General features: G+C 68.9%; 16 protein-coding genes. 3 read left to right on the top strand and 13 right to left on the bottom strand.

Annotation, left to right across the window (positions count from 1 at the left end):
• Positions 1–22: 22 nt before the first annotated feature.
• The 4 genes from C6Y44_RS10265 to dxr all read right to left on the bottom strand — a co-directional run bounded on the left by C6Y44_RS10265 (position 23) and on the right by dxr (position 4,630).
• The gene (locus C6Y44_RS10265; RefSeq protein ID WP_120282268.1) at positions 23–859 is read right to left on the bottom strand and encodes a GNAT family N-acetyltransferase; all 837 of its coding nucleotides are present in this window, start codon (positions 857–859) and stop codon (positions 23–25) included.
• 114 nt (positions 860–973) lie between these two features.
• Entirely contained in the window at positions 974–2,128 is a 1,155-nt protein-coding gene (gene ispG, locus C6Y44_RS10260; RefSeq protein ID WP_016691224.1) for a flavodoxin-dependent (E)-4-hydroxy-3-methylbut-2-enyl-diphosphate synthase, read from the bottom strand.
• 45 nt (positions 2,129–2,173) lie between these two features.
• Entirely contained in the window at positions 2,174–3,391 is a 1,218-nt protein-coding gene (locus C6Y44_RS10255) for a M50 family metallopeptidase (RefSeq protein ID WP_192378835.1), read from the bottom strand.
• 15 nt (positions 3,392–3,406) lie between these two features.
• Positions 3,407–4,630 (bottom strand): 1-deoxy-D-xylulose-5-phosphate reductoisomerase, encoded by a 1,224-nt coding sequence (gene dxr / locus C6Y44_RS10250; protein ID WP_404817790.1) that lies wholly within the window; start codon positions 4,628–4,630, stop codon positions 3,407–3,409.
• Between the two features lie 79 nt (positions 4,631–4,709).
• On the opposite strand from dxr, the gene C6Y44_RS10245 reads away from it, so the two are divergent.
• Positions 4,710–4,958 (top strand): DUF2631 domain-containing protein, encoded by a 249-nt coding sequence (locus tag C6Y44_RS10245; RefSeq protein WP_120282265.1) that lies wholly within the window; start codon positions 4,710–4,712, stop codon positions 4,956–4,958.
• Positions 4,959–5,017: 59 nt separating this feature from the next.
• Here the strand turns inward: C6Y44_RS10245 and rlmN are convergent, their stop codons facing one another.
• Complete coding sequence (gene rlmN, locus C6Y44_RS10240) at positions 5,018–6,127, bottom strand: 23S rRNA (adenine(2503)-C(2))-methyltransferase RlmN (RefSeq protein WP_016691228.1); 1,110 nt, start codon at positions 6,125–6,127, stop codon at positions 5,018–5,020.
• Positions 6,128–6,263: 136 nt separating this feature from the next.
• Here rlmN and C6Y44_RS10235 point away from each other — a divergent pair, with 136 nt between their 5' ends.
• Complete coding sequence (locus tag C6Y44_RS10235) at positions 6,264–7,103, top strand: HpcH/HpaI aldolase/citrate lyase family protein (RefSeq protein ID WP_159418582.1); 840 nt, start codon at positions 6,264–6,266, stop codon at positions 7,101–7,103.
• Between the two features lie 6 nt (positions 7,104–7,109).
• Here the strand turns inward: C6Y44_RS10235 and C6Y44_RS10230 are convergent, their stop codons facing one another.
• From C6Y44_RS10230 to rpsB, 6 genes are all read right to left on the bottom strand, one after another.
• Positions 7,110–7,853 carry a class I SAM-dependent methyltransferase gene (locus C6Y44_RS10230; RefSeq protein ID WP_174247054.1) on the bottom strand — a complete coding sequence of 248 codons (744 nt, stop codon included), beginning with the start codon at positions 7,851–7,853 and terminating at the stop codon, positions 7,110–7,112.
• Between the two features lie 7 nt (positions 7,854–7,860).
• A complete protein-coding gene (locus tag C6Y44_RS10225; protein ID WP_071934800.1) occupies positions 7,861–8,799 on the bottom strand; it encodes a phosphatidate cytidylyltransferase in 939 nt (312 codons plus the stop codon).
• 2 nt (positions 8,800–8,801) lie between these two features.
• A complete protein-coding gene (frr, locus tag C6Y44_RS10220; protein ID WP_024100638.1) occupies positions 8,802–9,359 on the bottom strand; it encodes a ribosome recycling factor in 558 nt (185 codons plus the stop codon).
• Between the two features lie 28 nt (positions 9,360–9,387).
• Positions 9,388–10,116 (bottom strand): UMP kinase, encoded by a 729-nt coding sequence (gene pyrH / locus C6Y44_RS10215; RefSeq protein ID WP_159418584.1) that lies wholly within the window; start codon positions 10,114–10,116, stop codon positions 9,388–9,390.
• Between the two features lie 197 nt (positions 10,117–10,313).
• Complete coding sequence (tsf, locus tag C6Y44_RS10210; protein WP_006550975.1) at positions 10,314–11,138, bottom strand: translation elongation factor Ts; 825 nt, start codon at positions 11,136–11,138, stop codon at positions 10,314–10,316.
• Positions 11,139–11,268: 130 nt separating this feature from the next.
• Positions 11,269–12,111 carry a 30S ribosomal protein S2 gene (rpsB, locus tag C6Y44_RS10205; protein ID WP_060650992.1) on the bottom strand — a complete coding sequence of 281 codons (843 nt, stop codon included), beginning with the start codon at positions 12,109–12,111 and terminating at the stop codon, positions 11,269–11,271.
• Between the two features lie 307 nt (positions 12,112–12,418).
• Here rpsB and C6Y44_RS10200 point away from each other — a divergent pair, with 307 nt between their 5' ends.
• Positions 12,419–12,922: a M23 family metallopeptidase gene (locus tag C6Y44_RS10200; protein ID WP_071934799.1), complete on the top strand. Its 504-nt coding sequence runs from the start codon at positions 12,419–12,421 to the stop codon at positions 12,920–12,922.
• Positions 12,923–12,929: 7 nt separating this feature from the next.
• Here C6Y44_RS10200 and C6Y44_RS10195 read toward each other — a convergent pair whose 3' ends face one another.
• Together C6Y44_RS10195 and C6Y44_RS10190 are read right to left on the bottom strand one after the other, a co-directional pair.
• Positions 12,930–14,489 carry a MinD/ParA family ATP-binding protein gene (locus tag C6Y44_RS10195; RefSeq protein WP_159418585.1) on the bottom strand — a complete coding sequence of 520 codons (1,560 nt, stop codon included), beginning with the start codon at positions 14,487–14,489 and terminating at the stop codon, positions 12,930–12,932.
• A 66-nt stretch (positions 14,490–14,555) separates the two neighbouring features.
• A complete protein-coding gene (locus C6Y44_RS10190; RefSeq protein ID WP_071934797.1) occupies positions 14,556–15,494 on the bottom strand; it encodes a tyrosine recombinase XerC in 939 nt (312 codons plus the stop codon).
• Positions 15,495–15,568: the final 74 nt, after the last annotated feature.

Here is a 15,568-nt window from a genome sequence, read left to right as displayed (position 1 = left end):
CGTAGGCAGAGCCGACGGGAGATCAGTCGAGCAGCACCGTGGAGAACGTCGCGACCTGACGGAAACCCGCGCGGGCGTAGGCTCCGCGGGCCGGGGCGTTGAAACTGTTGACGTAGAGGCTGGGCAGGCGACCGCTGCGAGCGACCGCGCAGGCCACGGCGGCGGTACCGATCGTGCCGAGGCCCGAGCCGCGATGCGCGGGATCGACCCAGACGCCCTGGATCTGGCCCACCGTGGACGACTGGGAGCCCACCTCCGCCTTGAACACCACCTGTCCGTCCTCGAATCGCGCCCAGGCGCGTCCCGCCGCGATGAGGCTCGCGACGCGGCGCCGGTAACCCGCACCGCCGTCGCCGGTGCGCGGGTCGATACCGACCTCCTCGATGAACATCGAGATCGCGGCCGGCAGATAGACATCGAGTTCGTCGGGCCGCACGGGACGGACCTGCGGGTCGGGTTCGACGAGCGGCTCGCGGTCGAGAACGAGGAGGGGTTGTTCTGCCCTCACCTCGCGGGGAGCGCCCCACGCCGATTCGAGCCGCTCCCACATCGGCAGCGCGTACTCGGCGCGACCGACGATGGACGAACACAGTCGCGGCCCGCGACTCGCGCGCTCGGCGAACGCCTGGATGTCGTCCGGACTGCCCAGCAGCGGAATGAGGTTCGCGCCGGAGAAGCACAGCGAGGTCTCGGGGCCGCCGCGGCTCCACATCTCACCGCCGACGGCACGCCCGTCGAGTCCGTACTCCTCGACGCGGCCGGCCACCATGCACGCGGCCACGGGGTCGCGGGAGAGCACCCGGAGCACCGCGGCGGTGTCACGTCCACCCAACGACCGGACACCCAGAAGCTTGAGCACTCGCTCACCACCCGTCGACAAGCCGATACGAGATCAGAGTGCCATGCCGGACGGCGGCGTGGAAACCTGAGTCCTCGAAAGTGAGAGAACGCCGTCCCGTGCGCCCCACCCGTATCAGCCGACCGACACCACGGGGCCGCCGCCCGAGGCGTTGCCTTCCATCTCGTCGGCGATGCGCATCGCTTCCTCGATGAGGGTCTCGACGATCTGCGCCTCGGGCACGGTCTTGATGACCTTGCCCTTGACGAAGATCTGGCCCTTGCCGTTTCCGGAGGCCACACCGAGGTCCGCCTCACGAGCCTCACCGGGTCCGTTGACGACGCACCCCATCACCGCGACCCGCAGCGGCACCTCCATGCCCTCGAGTCCGGCGGTGACCTCGTTGGCGAGGGAGTAGACGTCCACCTGGGCGCGCCCGCAGGACGGGCAGGAGACGATCTCGAGCTTGCGGGGACGCAGGTTCAGCGACTGCAGGATCTGCGTGCCGACCTTGATCTCCTCTGCGGGCGGCGCCGACAGCGACACGCGGATGGTGTCGCCGATGCCCTCGCTGAGCAACGCGCCGAAGGCGACGGCCGACTTGATGGTGCCCTGGAAGGCGGGGCCGGCCTCGGTCACGCCGAGATGCAGCGGGTAGTCGCACTGCGCGGCGAGCTGCCGGTAGGCCTCGACCATCACGACGGGGTCGTTGTGCTTGACGGAGATCTTGATGTCGCCGAAGCCGTGTTCCTCGAACAGGCTCGCCTCCCACAGGGCGGACTCGACGAGCGCCTCCGGCGTGGCCTTGCCGTACTTGGCGAGCAACCGGGGGTCGAGGGAGCCGGCGTTGACGCCGATGCGGATGGGGATCCCGGCATCGCCGGCCGCCTTGGCGACCTCCTTGACGCGACCGTCGAATTCCTTGATGTTGCCGGGATTGACGCGCACGGCCGCGCAGCCGGCGTCGATCGCGGCGAAGATGTACCGCGGCTGGAAGTGGATGTCGGCGATCACCGGGATCTTGCTCTTCTTCGCGATGATCGGGAGCGCGTCGGCGTCCTCCTGACGCGGGCACGCCACACGCACGATGTCGCAGCCGGACGCCGTGAGCTCCGCGATCTGCTGGAGGGTGGCGTTCACGTCGTGCGTCTTCGTGGTGGTCATCGACTGCACGGACACCGGATGATCGCTGCCGACGCCGACATTTCCGACCATGAGCTGCCGGGTCTTGCGTCGGGGTGCGAGGACCGCAGGAATTTCGGGCATGCCCAATCCGACGGGGCTGGTCACAGTTCGCCTTCTTTCGTCGCTACTCGGCAAGTCTACCGGCGCAGATCAGAACAGCTTGATGGGGTTGACGATGTCTGCTGTGAGGGTGAGCACCATGTAGGCGCCACCGATGACCACCGCCACATAGGTCAGCGGCAGCAGTTTCATGTAGTCCACGGGCGGGCCGACCGGCAGTCCACGCAGGCTGCGCAGCCAGTTGCGGGCTTTCTCGTAGATCGCGACGGCCATGTGCCCGCCGTCGAGCGGCAGCAGCGGGAGGAGGTTGAACGCACCGAGGAAGAAGTTCAGCTGTGCGAGCAACAACACGAACGACTCCCAGATGCCGCGCTCGGCGAACTGGCCGCCGATGACGCTGGCGCCGACGACGCTGACCGGGGTGTCGACCGCGCGCTCTCCCCCGGTGACGGCCATCCACAGGTCGGCGACCTTGCTCGGCAGGCTCACGAGCGCCTCGGCCGTGCGGACCGCGAGGTAACCGGTGAAGTCGAAGGTCGCGGGGATCGCCGAGAGCGGCGTGTACTCGATGATTCCCGGCTCTCCCCCGACACCGATCGCACCGACGGTGCGGGAGACGGGTTCGGCGTCGGGCGACTCGCTCTCGTAGACCCAGCGCTGGACCTGCTGGACCGTGACCGGCACGGTGAGGGTCTCCTCGCCGCGTTCGACGGTGAACGGCACGGTGCCCGACAGGGGCTGTGTGGCCCGGACGAGGTCGCCGAAGGTCTCGACGGACTGCCCGTCCACGGCGACGATCACGTCGCCCGGTTCGATGCCGGCCTGCTCGGCCGGACCGGGACCCGAACAGTCGGCCGGGGTGTAATCGGGCGGACCGTCCTGGGTCGGCGCGGCACAGCCGACGGTGCCGACCACCGCGCGGTTGTCGGTGTTGGGCAGCCCCGCACTGGCGGCGAGGCCGTAGATGAGCACGATGCCGAGCAGGAAGTTCATCGCGATGCCACCCGACATCACGACGAGGCGCTTCCACGTCTTCTGCTTGTACATCGCGCGCTCGACCTCGTCGGGCGCGAGTTCGTCCAGGGCCGTCATGCCGGCGATGTCGCAGAACCCGCCGGCCGGAACCGCCTTGAGACCGTATTCGGTCTCACCGCGGCGGAAGGCGAACACGCGGGGACCGAACCCGATGTAGTAGCGCCGGACCTTCATGCCCAGCTTCTGCGCGGTCCACATGTGGCCGGCCTCGTGCAGGGCGATGGAGATGGCGATGCCGAGGGCGAACAGCACCACGCCCAGTACGAACATCATGAGTGGCCGATCCTCCTATACGAGTGTGCGCGCCCGGTCGCGGGCCCAGCCGTCGGCGGCGAGCACGTCGTCCACGGTACTGGGTTCGGCGGACCACTCGTGTGCGTCGTTCAGCACGGCCTCGACGGTCTGCACGATCCGCGGGAACGACAGCGTCCCTGCGAGGAATGCCTCGGCGGCGACCTCGTTGGCCGCGTTGTAGACGGCGGTGAGGCATCCGCCGCCCACGCCCGCCTGGCGCGCGAGCCGCACGGCCGGGAAGACGTCGTCGTCGAGGGGTTCGAACTCCCAGGTGGACGCGGTCGAGAAGTCGAGTGCCGGGGCGGCGTGCGGAACGCGGTGCGGCCAGCCGAGGGCCAGCGCGATCGGCAGCTTCATCGACGGCGGCGACGCCTGGGCCAGAGTCGACCCGTCGACGAAGGTGACCATCGAGTGCACGATCGACTGCGGGTGCACCGTCACGTCGATCCGGTCGTAGTCCACGCCGAAGAGCAGGTGGGTCTCGATGAGTTCGAGTCCCTTGTTGACGAGGGTCGCCGAGTTGAGGGTGTTCATCGGTCCCATCGACCAGGTGGGGTGGGCGCCGGCCTGTTCGGGAGTCACCGATTCGAGGCGGTCGGCGGTCCAGCCGCGGAACGGACCGCCCGAGGCGGTGAGCACGAGACGCGCCACCTCGTCGCCGGTGCCGCCGCGCAGGCACTGCGCAAGCGCGGAGTGTTCCGAGTCCACAGGCACGATCTGACCGGGCGCCGCCGCCTTCGTCACGAGCGAGCCGCCCGCGACCAGCGACTCCTTGTTCGCCAACGCGAGTCGCGCACCGGTACCGAGCGCCGCGAGCGTCGGTTCGAGGCCGAGGGAGCCGACGAGGGCGTTGAGCACGACGTCGGCCTCGACCTCGCGCACGAGCTCGGTGACAGCGGTCCGGCCGCTCCGGACCGGCAGGTCGAGACGTGCGGCGGCGGCGGGGTCGGCCACGGCGACCTCGCGGACACCCGTTGCGCGGATCTGCTCGGCGAGCAGGTCCGTCTTGCCTCCGCCCGCGGCGAGACCGACGACTTCGAAGTCGTCGGGGTTGGCGGCGATCACGTCGAGTGCCTGGGTACCGATGGAACCGGTACTGCCCAGCAGGAGCACCCGGGTGCGGGAAGAAGATCGAGTGTCGGCCACGCGAGCATTGTTCCCCACGCACCTGAACGGTTCCTGAACCGCCCGGTCTCCACCTCTCGACAGGCGCCACATGCATGCCCCGCTTCGTACGACGCGGGGTCGTATGTCACGATAAGCAGCAACAGCAGCATCTGGTGAGCAGGAGGAAACCGTGGCCGGTACCGAGTTGCAGTCCACTCGTGGTGATGTGGCGGCGGAAGTGCCGTCCGCCGAGTGGGGTTGGAGCGGGGAAGCCCCCAAGTTCTTCCGCGTGATGGCTCTGATCGTGGCGGCGTTCCTGCTGCTGATGCTGATCGGCAATCACGAAGGCCATGTCGAGAGCCTCTACCTCATCGGTTCGGCGGCTCTGCTGGTGTTCATCGTCGCGCGCGATGCGGTGCGTCGCCGCCGGTTGCGCTAGTCCATCGACGAAAGGGCCCGTCCGGAATTCTCCGGACGGGCCCTTTCGTGTCTGTCGGCTCAGCCTTCCGCGGCGAGCTGACCGCACGCTGCGGCAATCTCCTGGCCGCGGGTGTCGCGGACGGTGCACGACACGCCCTGGGCCTGCACGCGCCGCACGAACTCGCGCTCGACGTCCTTCGGGCTGGCGTCCCACTCGCTGCCCGGGGTGGGGTTGAGCGGGATGAGGTTCACGTGCACGAGCGACCCGAGAGCCTTGTGAAGCTTCTTGCCGAGCATGTCGGCGCGCCACGGCTGGTCGTTGACGTCGCGGATGAGGGCGTACTCGATCGAGACGCGCCGGCCGGTCTTGTCGGCGTAGTACCGCGCCGCCTCGAGGACCTCGGCGACCGACCACCGGTTGTTGACCGGGACGAGGGTGTCGCGCAGTTCGTCGTCCGGGGTGTGCAGCGACACCGCGAGGGTGACGCTGAGCCCTTCGTCGGCGAGGCGGCGGATGGCCGGTGCGAGTCCCACCGTGGAGACGGTGACCGAACGCTGCGACAGACCGAGGCCTTCGGGCGCAGGTGAGGTGATGCGCCGCACCGCCGCGACCACGCGCTTGTAGTTCGCGAGCGGCTCGCCCATGCCCATGAACACGACGTTCGACAGCCGTCCTGGTCCGCCGGCGACGTCGCCGTCGCGCAGGGCAGCGGCGGCCGCGCGCACCTGGTCGACGATCTCGGCCGTGGACAGGTTGCGGTCGAGACCACCCTGGCCGGTCGCGCAGAACGGGCATGCCATGCCGCATCCGGCCTGGCTGGAGATGCACAGCGTGGCGCGGTCGGGATAGCGCATGAGGACGCTCTCGAGCAGGGTGCCGTCGTGGGCGCGCCACAGGGTCTTGCGGGTCTCGCCTCCGTCGCACGCGATGTGCCGAACCGCGCTGAGCAGAGGCGGGAACAACGCTTCCCCCACCTTGTCGCGGACGGCGGCGGGCAGATCGGTCATCTTCGCCGGATCCGCCTCGAGCCGCCCGTAGTACTGGCGGGCGAGCTGGTCGGCGCGGAAGGCCGGAAGCCCCAGTTCGCGCACCGCATCACGACGCTGATCTGCGTCGAGGTCGGCGAGATGGCGCGGCGGAAGACCACGCTTGGGTGCATCGAAGACCAGGGGCAGGGAAGAAGCCATAATCACCTATTGTCCCATGATCCGGGACGGATGGGTCCGGGCGTTGCTGTGATACTCGCCCCCATTCCCGGGCCGGTGTCACCGGTCGGTCTCCCTCACGCCGAGTCGCCCGGGCGCGGAGGGGGAATACGGGAGCATGGACATCATGACCGGTCTCGTCGCTCCCGAAGTCGCACGCTCGTGGTTGCTCGTTCCGGGCCGCTCCCCCGATCTCTTCGACGCCGCCGTCGACTCGCCGGCGGATGCGGTGGTGCTCGACCTCGAGGACGCCGTACCCGCCGCGGCCAAACCCGCTGCTCGCGAGGGCACCGAGGCGTGGCTGCGCGAGGGTGGGAAGGCCTGGGTGCGGGTCAACGACGCCACCACGTCGTTCTGGGCCGACGATCTCGCCGCGCTCGCCGGGCTCCCGGGCCTGCAGGGCGTCATGCTCGCGAAGGCGGAGAGTGGTCACCAGGTCGAGGCCACCGCAGATCTGCTGCCGGAGGGCACGCGCATCCTCGTGTTGATCGAGTCGGCGATGGGTCTCGAGGCGGCTCCCGAGATCGCCCGTGCGGAGGGCACCTTCCGCCTGGTCTTCGGCAGCGGCGACTTCCGGCGCGACACCGGCATGAGCGACAGCCCGATGGCGATGGCGTACGCGCGGTCGAGGTTGGTCATCACGAGCCGCGCCGCGCGCCTTCCGGGACCCATCGACGGACCCACACTCAGCGACGACCCCGAGGTCCTCGAACGTGAGGCCGAGCTGACCCGCTCGATGGGGATGACCGGCAAATTGTGCATGACCGGCGAACGCGCGTCGTACGCGAACGTGGCTCTGAGCCCGAACAGCACGGACGTGGACTGGGCGGAAGGCATCATCGACAAGCTCGGTGAGGACGGGCGCAACGTCCGCGACGGCAGCGACCTGCCGAACCTCGCGAAGGCGAAGAAGATCAGCGAGCTGGCGCGGATGTTCGGTATCGGCCGGTCGCGCTGACCGCTCTCAGTTCAGTTCCAGGCCGAGGGGTCTGCGGCGCACGTGCAGCCGGTAGCGGACGGTGAGCGTCGTGCCGGGTGTCTCCCGGATCGCCCGGGTCGCGACGCGTGGTGCGAATTCGATGCCGAGCACCCGCTCGAGGGTCGCGCGGTCCGGAAACTTCCACAGCGTGTCGATGCGGCGCAGATCGAATCCCTGCGCCGCGAAGAACGCCTCGACCGCGGCCGGGTCGTAGTGCGGCAGGTCGTCGCGCATCCAGTCGCCGTAGGGATGGGCGGTGGCGTCGAGATCGACGACGGCGAGCGCGCCGCCCGGACGCAGCACACGCATCGCCTCGAGGATTCCGGCGCCGCACCCCGGGCCGAAGAAGTAGGCGGTGCGGGCGTGGACGAGATCGACCGAAGCGTCGGGAAGCGGCATTTGAGCCGCGGAGCCTTCCGTCACGGTGACCGACGGAAGACCGTCCACGCGGATGCGGGCCGCGGCGACCAGCGGCGGGTGCGGTTCGATCCCGGTCACCGTGCGTGCGTCGGCCGCGAACATCGGAAGGTGGAAACCCGAACCGCACCCGATGTCGACGACGTCGCGGCCGGTCCAGTCCGCGGCCTCCCGCAGCGCCGCGTACACGGCGCCGCGGGGATCCTGCGCGCGGTTCTCCTCCTCGTACACCTCGGGCCAGTGCCAGATGTTGGGGCTGGCGATCACACCACTCCCCGACTTCGGCGCACGAAGCTTCGACGAACGCACCATCGGGCGACTACACGAAGGCCGTGAGGATCAGCCAGGTGACGAAGGCCGATGGCAGGATCGAGTCGAGCCGGTCCATGATGCCGCCGTGGCCGGGCAGCAGGGTGCCCATGTCCTTGATGCCGAGATCCCGCTTGACCTGCGACTCGATGAGATCGCCGGCCGTCGCCGTCACCACGAGCACGGCGCCGAGCAGCAGACCGGCCCACCACGGGCCGTCGAGCAGGAAGACGACGGTGAGGACACCGACCGCGATGCAGGCCACCAACGACCCGGCGAAACCTTCCCACGACTTCTTCGGGCTGATCGCCGGGACCATCGGGTGCTTGCCGAACAGGACACCCGAGGCGTAGCCGCCGATGTCCGACGCGACACACACGAGCATCAGGCAGAACACGCGCTGGGCGCCTTGATCCTCGAGGACCATGAGGGTCGCGAACGACGCCAGCAACGGCAACCAGGCCGCGACGAAGACCGCGACCGCGGTGTCGCGCAGGTAGTTGCGCGGTTGCGCGACGAGACCGTGGTCGAACAGGCGCCACAACATCGTCACGACGACCGTGCCTGCGAACGCACCGAGCACACCCGTCGTGCCGTACGGCCACCCGAGCCAGATCATCGCCTGACCACCGGCCAGCAACGGCAGTCTGGGGACGAGCACGTCCGCCTCGCGCAGACGCTTGGTGACCTCCCAGGTCGCGATGCCGATGGCGATCGCGACGACGGCGAGCCACGCCTTCGGGGCGAACAGCAGGATCCCGATGACGAGCGCGCCCAGACCACCGCCGACCGCGAAAGCGGCCGGCAGGTCGCGTCCCGCCCGTGAGGGTTTCTTCACCGGCTCCGACGCGGGGTCGGGGGCCGGTGCCGGGTCTGCAGGGGTGGCACCGGAGTCGGCTCCGGCACCGAGTGGAAGCTGCGGGTCGGAGGACCCGTCGGCTCGACCCACTGTCAGACCTCCATCAGTTCGGCTTCCTTGTGCTTGATCAACTCGTCGATCTGACCGACGTACTTGGCGGTCGTCTTGTCGAGTTCCTTCTCGGCGCGGTTCACGTCGTCCTCGCCGGCCTCGCCGTCCTTCTGGATACGTCCGAGTTCCTCCATCGCCTTGCGGCGGACGTTGCGCACGGCGACCTTGGCGTCCTCACCCTTGGCCTTGGCCTGCTTGACGAGTTCGCGGCGACGTTCCTCGGTGAGCTGCGGGACCGAGATGCGGATGATGTTGCCGTCATTGGTGGGGTTGACACCGAGATCGGAGTTGCGGATCGCGGTCTCGATCGCGTTCAGCTGCGAGGCCTCGTACGGCTTGACGATGACCATGCGCGCCTCGGGAACATTGATGCTGGCGATCTGCGTGATCGGCGTGGGAGCCCCGTAGTAGTCGACGACGATGCGGTTGAACATGCCCGGGTTCGCGCGACCGGTCCGGATGCCACCCAGATCGTCCCGGGCCACCGTGACGGCCTTCTCCATCTTCTCTTCTGCTTCGAAGAGGGCTTCATCGATCACGGCAGTTCCTCCATGTTCCGTTGTCCGTTCATGACCGTACGAGTGTTCCGATCTTCTCACCGGCGATGGCTCGGGCGATATTGCCCTTGGTCAGCAGATTGAAGACCATGATCGGCATGGCGTTGTCCATGCACAGGCTGAAGGCGGTCGCGTCGGCGACCTTGAGGCCCTGCTCGATGACCTCGCGATGGGTGATCTCCTCGAACAGCACCGCAGCCGGGTTCGTGCGGGGGTCGTCGGAGTAGACGCCGTCCACGGCCTTCGCCATGAGGACGACCTCGGCGCCGATCTCGAGGGCGCGCTGCGCGGCGGTGGTGTCGGTGGAGAAGTACGGCATGCCCATGCCGGCACCGAAGATGACCACACGCCCCTTCTCGAGGTGGCGGCGCGCACGCAGCGGCAGGTAGGGCTCGGCGACCTGCCCCATCGTGATGGCGGTCTGCACGCGGGTGTCGATGCCTTCCTTCTCCAGGAAGTCCTGCAGCGCAAGGGAGTTCATGACCGTGCCGAGCATGCCCATGTAATCGGACCGCGCGCGTTCGAGACCGCGCTGCTGGAGTTCGGCGCCGCGGAAGAAGTTGCCGCCACCGATCACGACGGCGACCTCGGCGCCACCGCGCACGACCTCCGCGATCTGCTGGGCCACCGTCGTCACCACGTCCGGATCGAGTCCGACCTTGCCGCCGCCGAACATCTCGCCGCCGAGCTTGAGCAGTACCCGGCGGAATCCGGGCCGATCGTGGGCGTGGTCGGACATGACTCTCCTCTGGTTGCGCATGAATCGGCCCTTATCATCCTGCCTCATCCGCTCGAGGGAACCGAGATCGGGCGGATAGACACGCCACACCTGTCACCGCGCAGCACGCGCGAGCGCCTCCGTGCCCCGAGGCGGCGTGGCCCGACACACCTCGACCCCGCCGGTAGCAGCACCGACGGGGTCGTGGAGTGGAAGAACTAGCTGGCGCCGACCTCGAAACGCACGAAGCGGACGACGTTCGCGCCGGCCTCGTCGAGGATCGCCTTGACGGTCTTCTTCGAGTCCGTCACGGACGCCTGCTCGAGCAGGACGACGTCCTTGAAGTAGCCGTTGACGCGGCCTTCGACGATCTTCGGCAGAGCCTGCTCCGGCTTGCCCTCGGCCTTGGCGGTCTCCTCGGCGATACGACGCTCGTTGGCGACGATGTCCTCGGGAACCTCGTCACGGGTGACGTACTTGGCCTTCAGAGCGGCGATCTGCATCGCGGCAGCGCGAGCGGCCTCGGCAGCAGCATCGCCCTCACCGGTGTACTCGACGAGCACGCCGACGGACGGCGGTAGGTCGGAAGCACGCTTGTGCAGGTAGACGGCGGTCTGACCGTCGAATGCGGCAACGCGACGCAGCTCGAGCTTCTCGCCGATCTTCGCGGACAGCTCCTGGACGAGGGCGTCGACGGTCTTGCCGTCGGCCTCGACGGCCTTGAGCGCCTCGACGTCGTTCGCGCGGGCCTGTGCGGCAGCGGTGACGACCTTGTCGGCGAGAGCCTGGAACTCGTCGTTCTTGGCGACGAAGTCGGTCTCGGAGTTCAGCTCGACGAGAACGCCGTCCTTGGCGACGACGAGGCCCTCGGCCGTGGAGCGCTCGGCGCGCTTGCCCACGTCCTTGGCACCCTTGATGCGCAGCTGCTCGACGGCCTTGTCGAAGTCGCCGTCGTTGTCGGCGAGAGCGTTCTTGCAGTCCAGCATTCCGGAGCCGGTGAGCTCACGGAGACGCTTGACGTCGGCGGCGGTGTAGTTCGCCATGGAAGCGAGCCTCCTGTGTCTGTGGTGGAAAAGTCTCTGGGGGCGGCCCTATCGCGCGGATGAGCTCGGGCCGCGATGCGACGGCCCCGACCAGGATCTCTCGATCGGAAGGTCGGGGCCGGGCAACGAATCAGGCCTCGGGGGCCGCGTCTGCTGCGGGGGCTGCGTCCGCTGCGGGCGCCTCGGCGTCGGCGGCAGGGGTGGCCTGCGCGAGCAGCTCCTGCTCCCACTCGGCGAGAGGCTCGGCGCCGGCCTCGGGCTTGGCCTCGGCGTCGCTGCTCTTGCCGGCGCGGGCCTGCAGGCCCTCGGCGACGGCGGAAGCGACGACCTTGGTCAGCAGCGCCGCGGAACGGATCGCGTCGTCGTTACCCGGGATCGGGTAGTCGACGAGGTCCGGATCGCAGTTGGTGTCGAGGATCGCGATGACCGGGATGTTCAGCTTGCGGGCCTCACCGACGGCGATGTGCTCCTTGTTGGTGTCGACGACCCAGATCGCCGACGGAACCTTCGCCATGTCGCGGATGCCGCCGAGGGTGCGCTCCAGCTTGTTCTTCTCACGCGTGAGCATGAGGATTTCCTTCTTGGTGCGTCCCTCGAAGCCACCGGTCTGCTCCATCGACTCGAGCTCCTTCAGGCGCTGCAGGCGCTTGTGGACGGTCGAGAAGTTGGTGAGCATGCCGCCGAGCCAGCGCTGGTTCACGTAGGGCATGCCCACGCGGGTGGCCTCTTCGGCGATGGATTCCTGCGCCTGCTTCTTGGTGCCGACGAACAGCACGGTTCCACCGTGAGCGACGGTCTCCTTGACGAACTCGTACGCCTTGTCGATGTACGTCAGGGTCTGCTGCAGGTCGATGATGTAGATGCCGTTGCGGTCGGTGAAGATGAACCGCTTCATCTTCGGGTTCCAGCGACGGGTCTGGTGTCCGAAGTGGGCGCCGCTGTCGAGCAGCTGCCGCATAGTCACAACAGGCATGCCTGTTTCTCTCTTTCGTGTCGGTTTCCGCGGTGGATCTTCCGATCCCCGCCCTGGCGTCCACATGCCCGTCGAACCCTTGCGGGACCGGCCGACGGCCATTTCCGATGCGGCCCGGAGAAACGGGTCGGCATCGATGCGCGGACGCGCGAAGTCGATCTGCGTATACAGACCGCCCGACAAGTGTACGCGGAGCAGGCGCGGATCCCTAACCGGGAGTCACCGGACCTGTGGACGGATCCGGGGCTGTCCACAGATCGCGTCGCCCCCTGGTGCGCAGGGACTCCGATTCACGAGGCTGAAGAGCATGGTCCTCGCCGCGCCCCTCCGGACGTTCGCCGTCGTGATCGCCGCGCTCGTCGTGCTCGCCGCCGTCCCGGGAACCGGATCGGCGGACGCCGGACGGTTCGTGTGGCCGCTCGATCCCCGGCCGTCCGTGAGCCGGCAGTTCGACCCGCCCGAGCAGAACTGGCTCCCCGGTCACCGCGGTGTCGACCTCGACGCGCGTGTGGGGCAGACCGTCGTGGCTGCCGGTGACGGCGTCGTTGCGTTCGCCGGTGTCGTGGCCGGAAAACCCGTGGTCTCCATCGATCACGAGGGCGGGCTGCGCACCACCTACGAGCCGGTCGAGGCATCGGTCGCCGCGGGTCGCCGGGTGACGAGGGGCGATCCGATCGGCACCGTCGTCGCCGGTCACGAGGGCTGCGTCTCCCCCGCGTGCCTGCACTGGGGACTGCGTCGCGGCCGCGACGACTATCTCGACCCGCTGCCCCTCGTCGAGCGCCCGGTGATCCGCCTGTTGCCGGTATGACGCCCGGCTAACGCCCCGCGTGTCGACCCGACAGTGCGGGGAAGTCGTCGGCGACCATCGCGGCGAGTTCGACGAACGCCGTGCGGGTCGCGGGGCGGAGTCGTTCGAGATCGATCTCGGCTCCCTCGGCGAGATGCTCGTCGAAGGGCAGCACCTTCACCGCCCGGCACCGCGCGAGGAAATGTGCGGTCAGCGCGTCCATGTCGATGCTCGCCGCACCCGGCCGCGGCGAACTGATCACCACGACCGTGCGTTCGACCAGGTCGGAGTAACCGTGCGCCTGCAGCCAGTCGAGCGTCGCAGCCGCACTCCGCGCCGCATCGACAGCAGGCGAGGCGACGAGAACGAGGGTGTTCGCCAGGTCCAGCACGCCGCGCATGACCGAGTGCATGATCCCGGTCCCGCAGTCGGTGAGGATCACGTTGTAGTAGACCTGCAGGATGTCGACGACGCGCCGGTAGTCCTCCTCGCTGAACGCTTCCGAGGCAGCGGGATCGCGTTCGCTCGCGAGCACTTCGAGCCGGCTCGGCGCCTGCGATGTGTGGGCCCGCACGTCCGAGTACCGGCGGATGTTCGACGCGTTCGCGAGCAGGTCCCGCACCGTCGAGGTGGTCTGCTGCGGAATCCGCTGCCCGAGGGTGCCGAAGTCCGGATTCGCGTCGACGGCGATGACGCAGTCGCCGCGCAGCGACGCGAACGTCGACCCGAGCCCGACGGTCGTGGTGGTCTTCCCCACCCCACCCTTCAGGGACAGCACCGCGATCCGGTAGTCGCCCGGGATCGGCTGGCGGATCCGGGCGACGAGCTCCTCGCGGCGCTCACTGCCTCCTCCGTCGAGCCTGCCGCCGGTCAGCCGGTCGACCCGCTCCCGCCACCGCCGCGTGGAACGCCGTGACCTGCGGACGAGCACGCCCGAGGCGAGGTCGACGTTCGACGGCTGATGGTCGAACCGATGGGCCTCGTGTCGCAGGGCGTCGACCGTAGCGTCTGCTCTTGCCGGTAGCGGGGCGGGGACCGATGCGTGCCCGGGGTCGAGCGGACCGGATACGACCTCCGTCGCCTCCAGGCTCGCCACCTCCGACTCCGGCGCAGGTGCAGGTGCAGGTGCAGGTGCAGGTGCAGGTGCAGGTGCCCCAGTCTCGGGCTGTGTCTCCACGACTTCGGGTGCCGGCTCTGAGAAGACAGGCTCGGGCTCGGGTTCGGTCACGGCCTCCGGAACCGCCGCATCAGGCTCCGCCGAAACCGCCGCCTCGGGCTCCGACGGTGGGAGCACCGGATTCTCGGGTCGCGCCGGTTCGTGCGCGACGAGCGGTCCGGACGACTCCGGCTCCGGGTCGTCTGCGCTGATCCGGGGCCGCAACGCCATACCGAGAGGCACCGAAGCCGTCATCTCGAGCGGAGCGGAGGGAGTGGGCGGAGTCGCACCGTCGCCGGACGGAGTGGAGGGACCGGGCGTCTCGGCGCCTCTGGCCGCGCGGCGGAGGCCGCGTCGCGCATGGTCGCTTCCGGATTCCGGTGGGTCCTGCAGCCAGGCGGGCACGGCAGGACCCGGTTCGTTGCGTCTCATCTGTTCCCCCGATTCGATGGTGCCGGCGCACGCTACCAAACCGGGACGGCTTCTCGGGCAGGCCGATCAGGCGCGGGGATGGGCCTGATCGTGCGCGGCGCGCAGGCGCGCCACCGACACGTGTGTGTAGAGCTGCGTGGTGGCCAGACTCGAATGGCCCAGCACCTCCTGGACCACGCGCAGGTCCGCTCCCCCTTCGAGCAGGTGCGTCGCAGCGCTGTGCCGCAGGCCGTGCGGCGCGAGGTCGGGTGCGCCCGGCACCGACGAGACGGCGTCGTGCACCACCGACCGCACCTGCCGCTGATCGATCCGGCCGCCGCGCTTGCCCAGCAGCAGCGCCGCACCCGACGACGGTCGTGCGAGATGCGGGCGTCCGTGACGCAGCCACGCGTCGAGCGCCTCGGCCGCGGGACCGCCGTAAGGGACGATCCGTTCCTTGTCGCCCTTGCCGAGAACCCGGACGACCCGCCGCTCGGCGTCGACGTCGTCGATATCGACGGCGCACAGCTCACCGACCCTGATTCCGGTGGCATAGAGCAACTCGACGATCGCCCGGTCACGCAGTGCGACGGGATCGCGTTCACGCGCACCGGATTTCGCGGCCTCCATGATCTCCAGTGCCTGGTCGTCGCGGAGCACGGCGGGCAGTGACCGATGCGGACGTGGCGAGACGAGACGCGTCGCCGGGTCGGCGTCGAGCCGCCGGGTGCGCACGAGCCATGCCGTGAAGACGCGTGCCGACGAGGTGCGCCGCGCGAGCGTGGTGCGGGCCGCTCCCGCCGCCACCATCCCGGCGAGCCAGGACCGCATCAGATCGAGATCGAGGTCGGTGATGCGCGCGTCGGGATCCCGGTCCGCAAGATGCTGCAACAGCGAGCGGATGTCGGTGCGATAGGCGCGGATCGTGTGTTCCGAACGGTTGCCTTCGAGGCGGAGGTGGTCGACGAAGTCCCCGAGGTGCACGTCCAGCGTCGCCGGGAGCATGTCGGATTCGTTGCCTCGCATGGGTCTACCGTGCGGCACGACCGGCTCGGGTGCAACGACCCGCGCCGACTAAGGTGCTTTCGTGAACAAAACGA

The sequence above is a fragment of the Rhodococcus rhodochrous genome (genome assembly GCF_014854695.1).
Lineage (GTDB): Bacteria > Actinomycetota > Actinomycetes > Mycobacteriales > Mycobacteriaceae > Rhodococcus.
This window is presented reverse-complemented; position numbering and strand designations above follow the sequence as displayed.

Bases quoted from the DNA above. Each gene is read 5' to 3' on its own strand.
- C6Y44_RS10255 (WP_192378835.1), bottom strand. From the start codon at position 3,391: ATGATGTTCGTACTGGGCGTGGTGCTGTTCGCCCTCGGCATCGCCATC.
- dxr (WP_404817790.1), bottom strand. From the start codon at position 4,630: ATGTGGCGCCTGTCGAGAGGTGGAGACCGGGCGGTTCAGGAACCGTTC.
- rlmN (WP_016691228.1), bottom strand. From the start codon at position 6,127: ATGGCTTCTTCCCTGCCCCTGGTCTTCGATGCACCCAAGCGTGGTCTT.
- C6Y44_RS10235 (WP_159418582.1), top strand. From the start codon at position 6,264: ATGGACATCATGACCGGTCTCGTCGCTCCCGAAGTCGCACGCTCGTGG.
- C6Y44_RS10230 (WP_174247054.1), bottom strand. From the start codon at position 7,853: ATGGTGCGTTCGTCGAAGCTTCGTGCGCCGAAGTCGGGGAGTGGTGTG.
- pyrH (WP_159418584.1), bottom strand. From the start codon at position 10,116: ATGTCCGACCACGCCCACGATCGGCCCGGATTCCGCCGGGTACTGCTC.
- tsf (WP_006550975.1), bottom strand. From the start codon at position 11,138: ATGGCGAACTACACCGCCGCCGACGTCAAGCGTCTCCGTGAGCTCACC.
- rpsB (WP_060650992.1), bottom strand. From the start codon at position 12,111: ATGCCTGTTGTGACTATGCGGCAGCTGCTCGACAGCGGCGCCCACTTC.
- C6Y44_RS10200 (WP_071934799.1), top strand. From the start codon at position 12,419: ATGGTCCTCGCCGCGCCCCTCCGGACGTTCGCCGTCGTGATCGCCGCG.
- C6Y44_RS10195 (WP_159418585.1), bottom strand. From the start codon at position 14,489: ATGAGACGCAACGAACCGGGTCCTGCCGTGCCCGCCTGGCTGCAGGAC.
- C6Y44_RS10190 (WP_071934797.1), bottom strand. From the start codon at position 15,494: ATGCGAGGCAACGAATCCGACATGCTCCCGGCGACGCTGGACGTGCAC.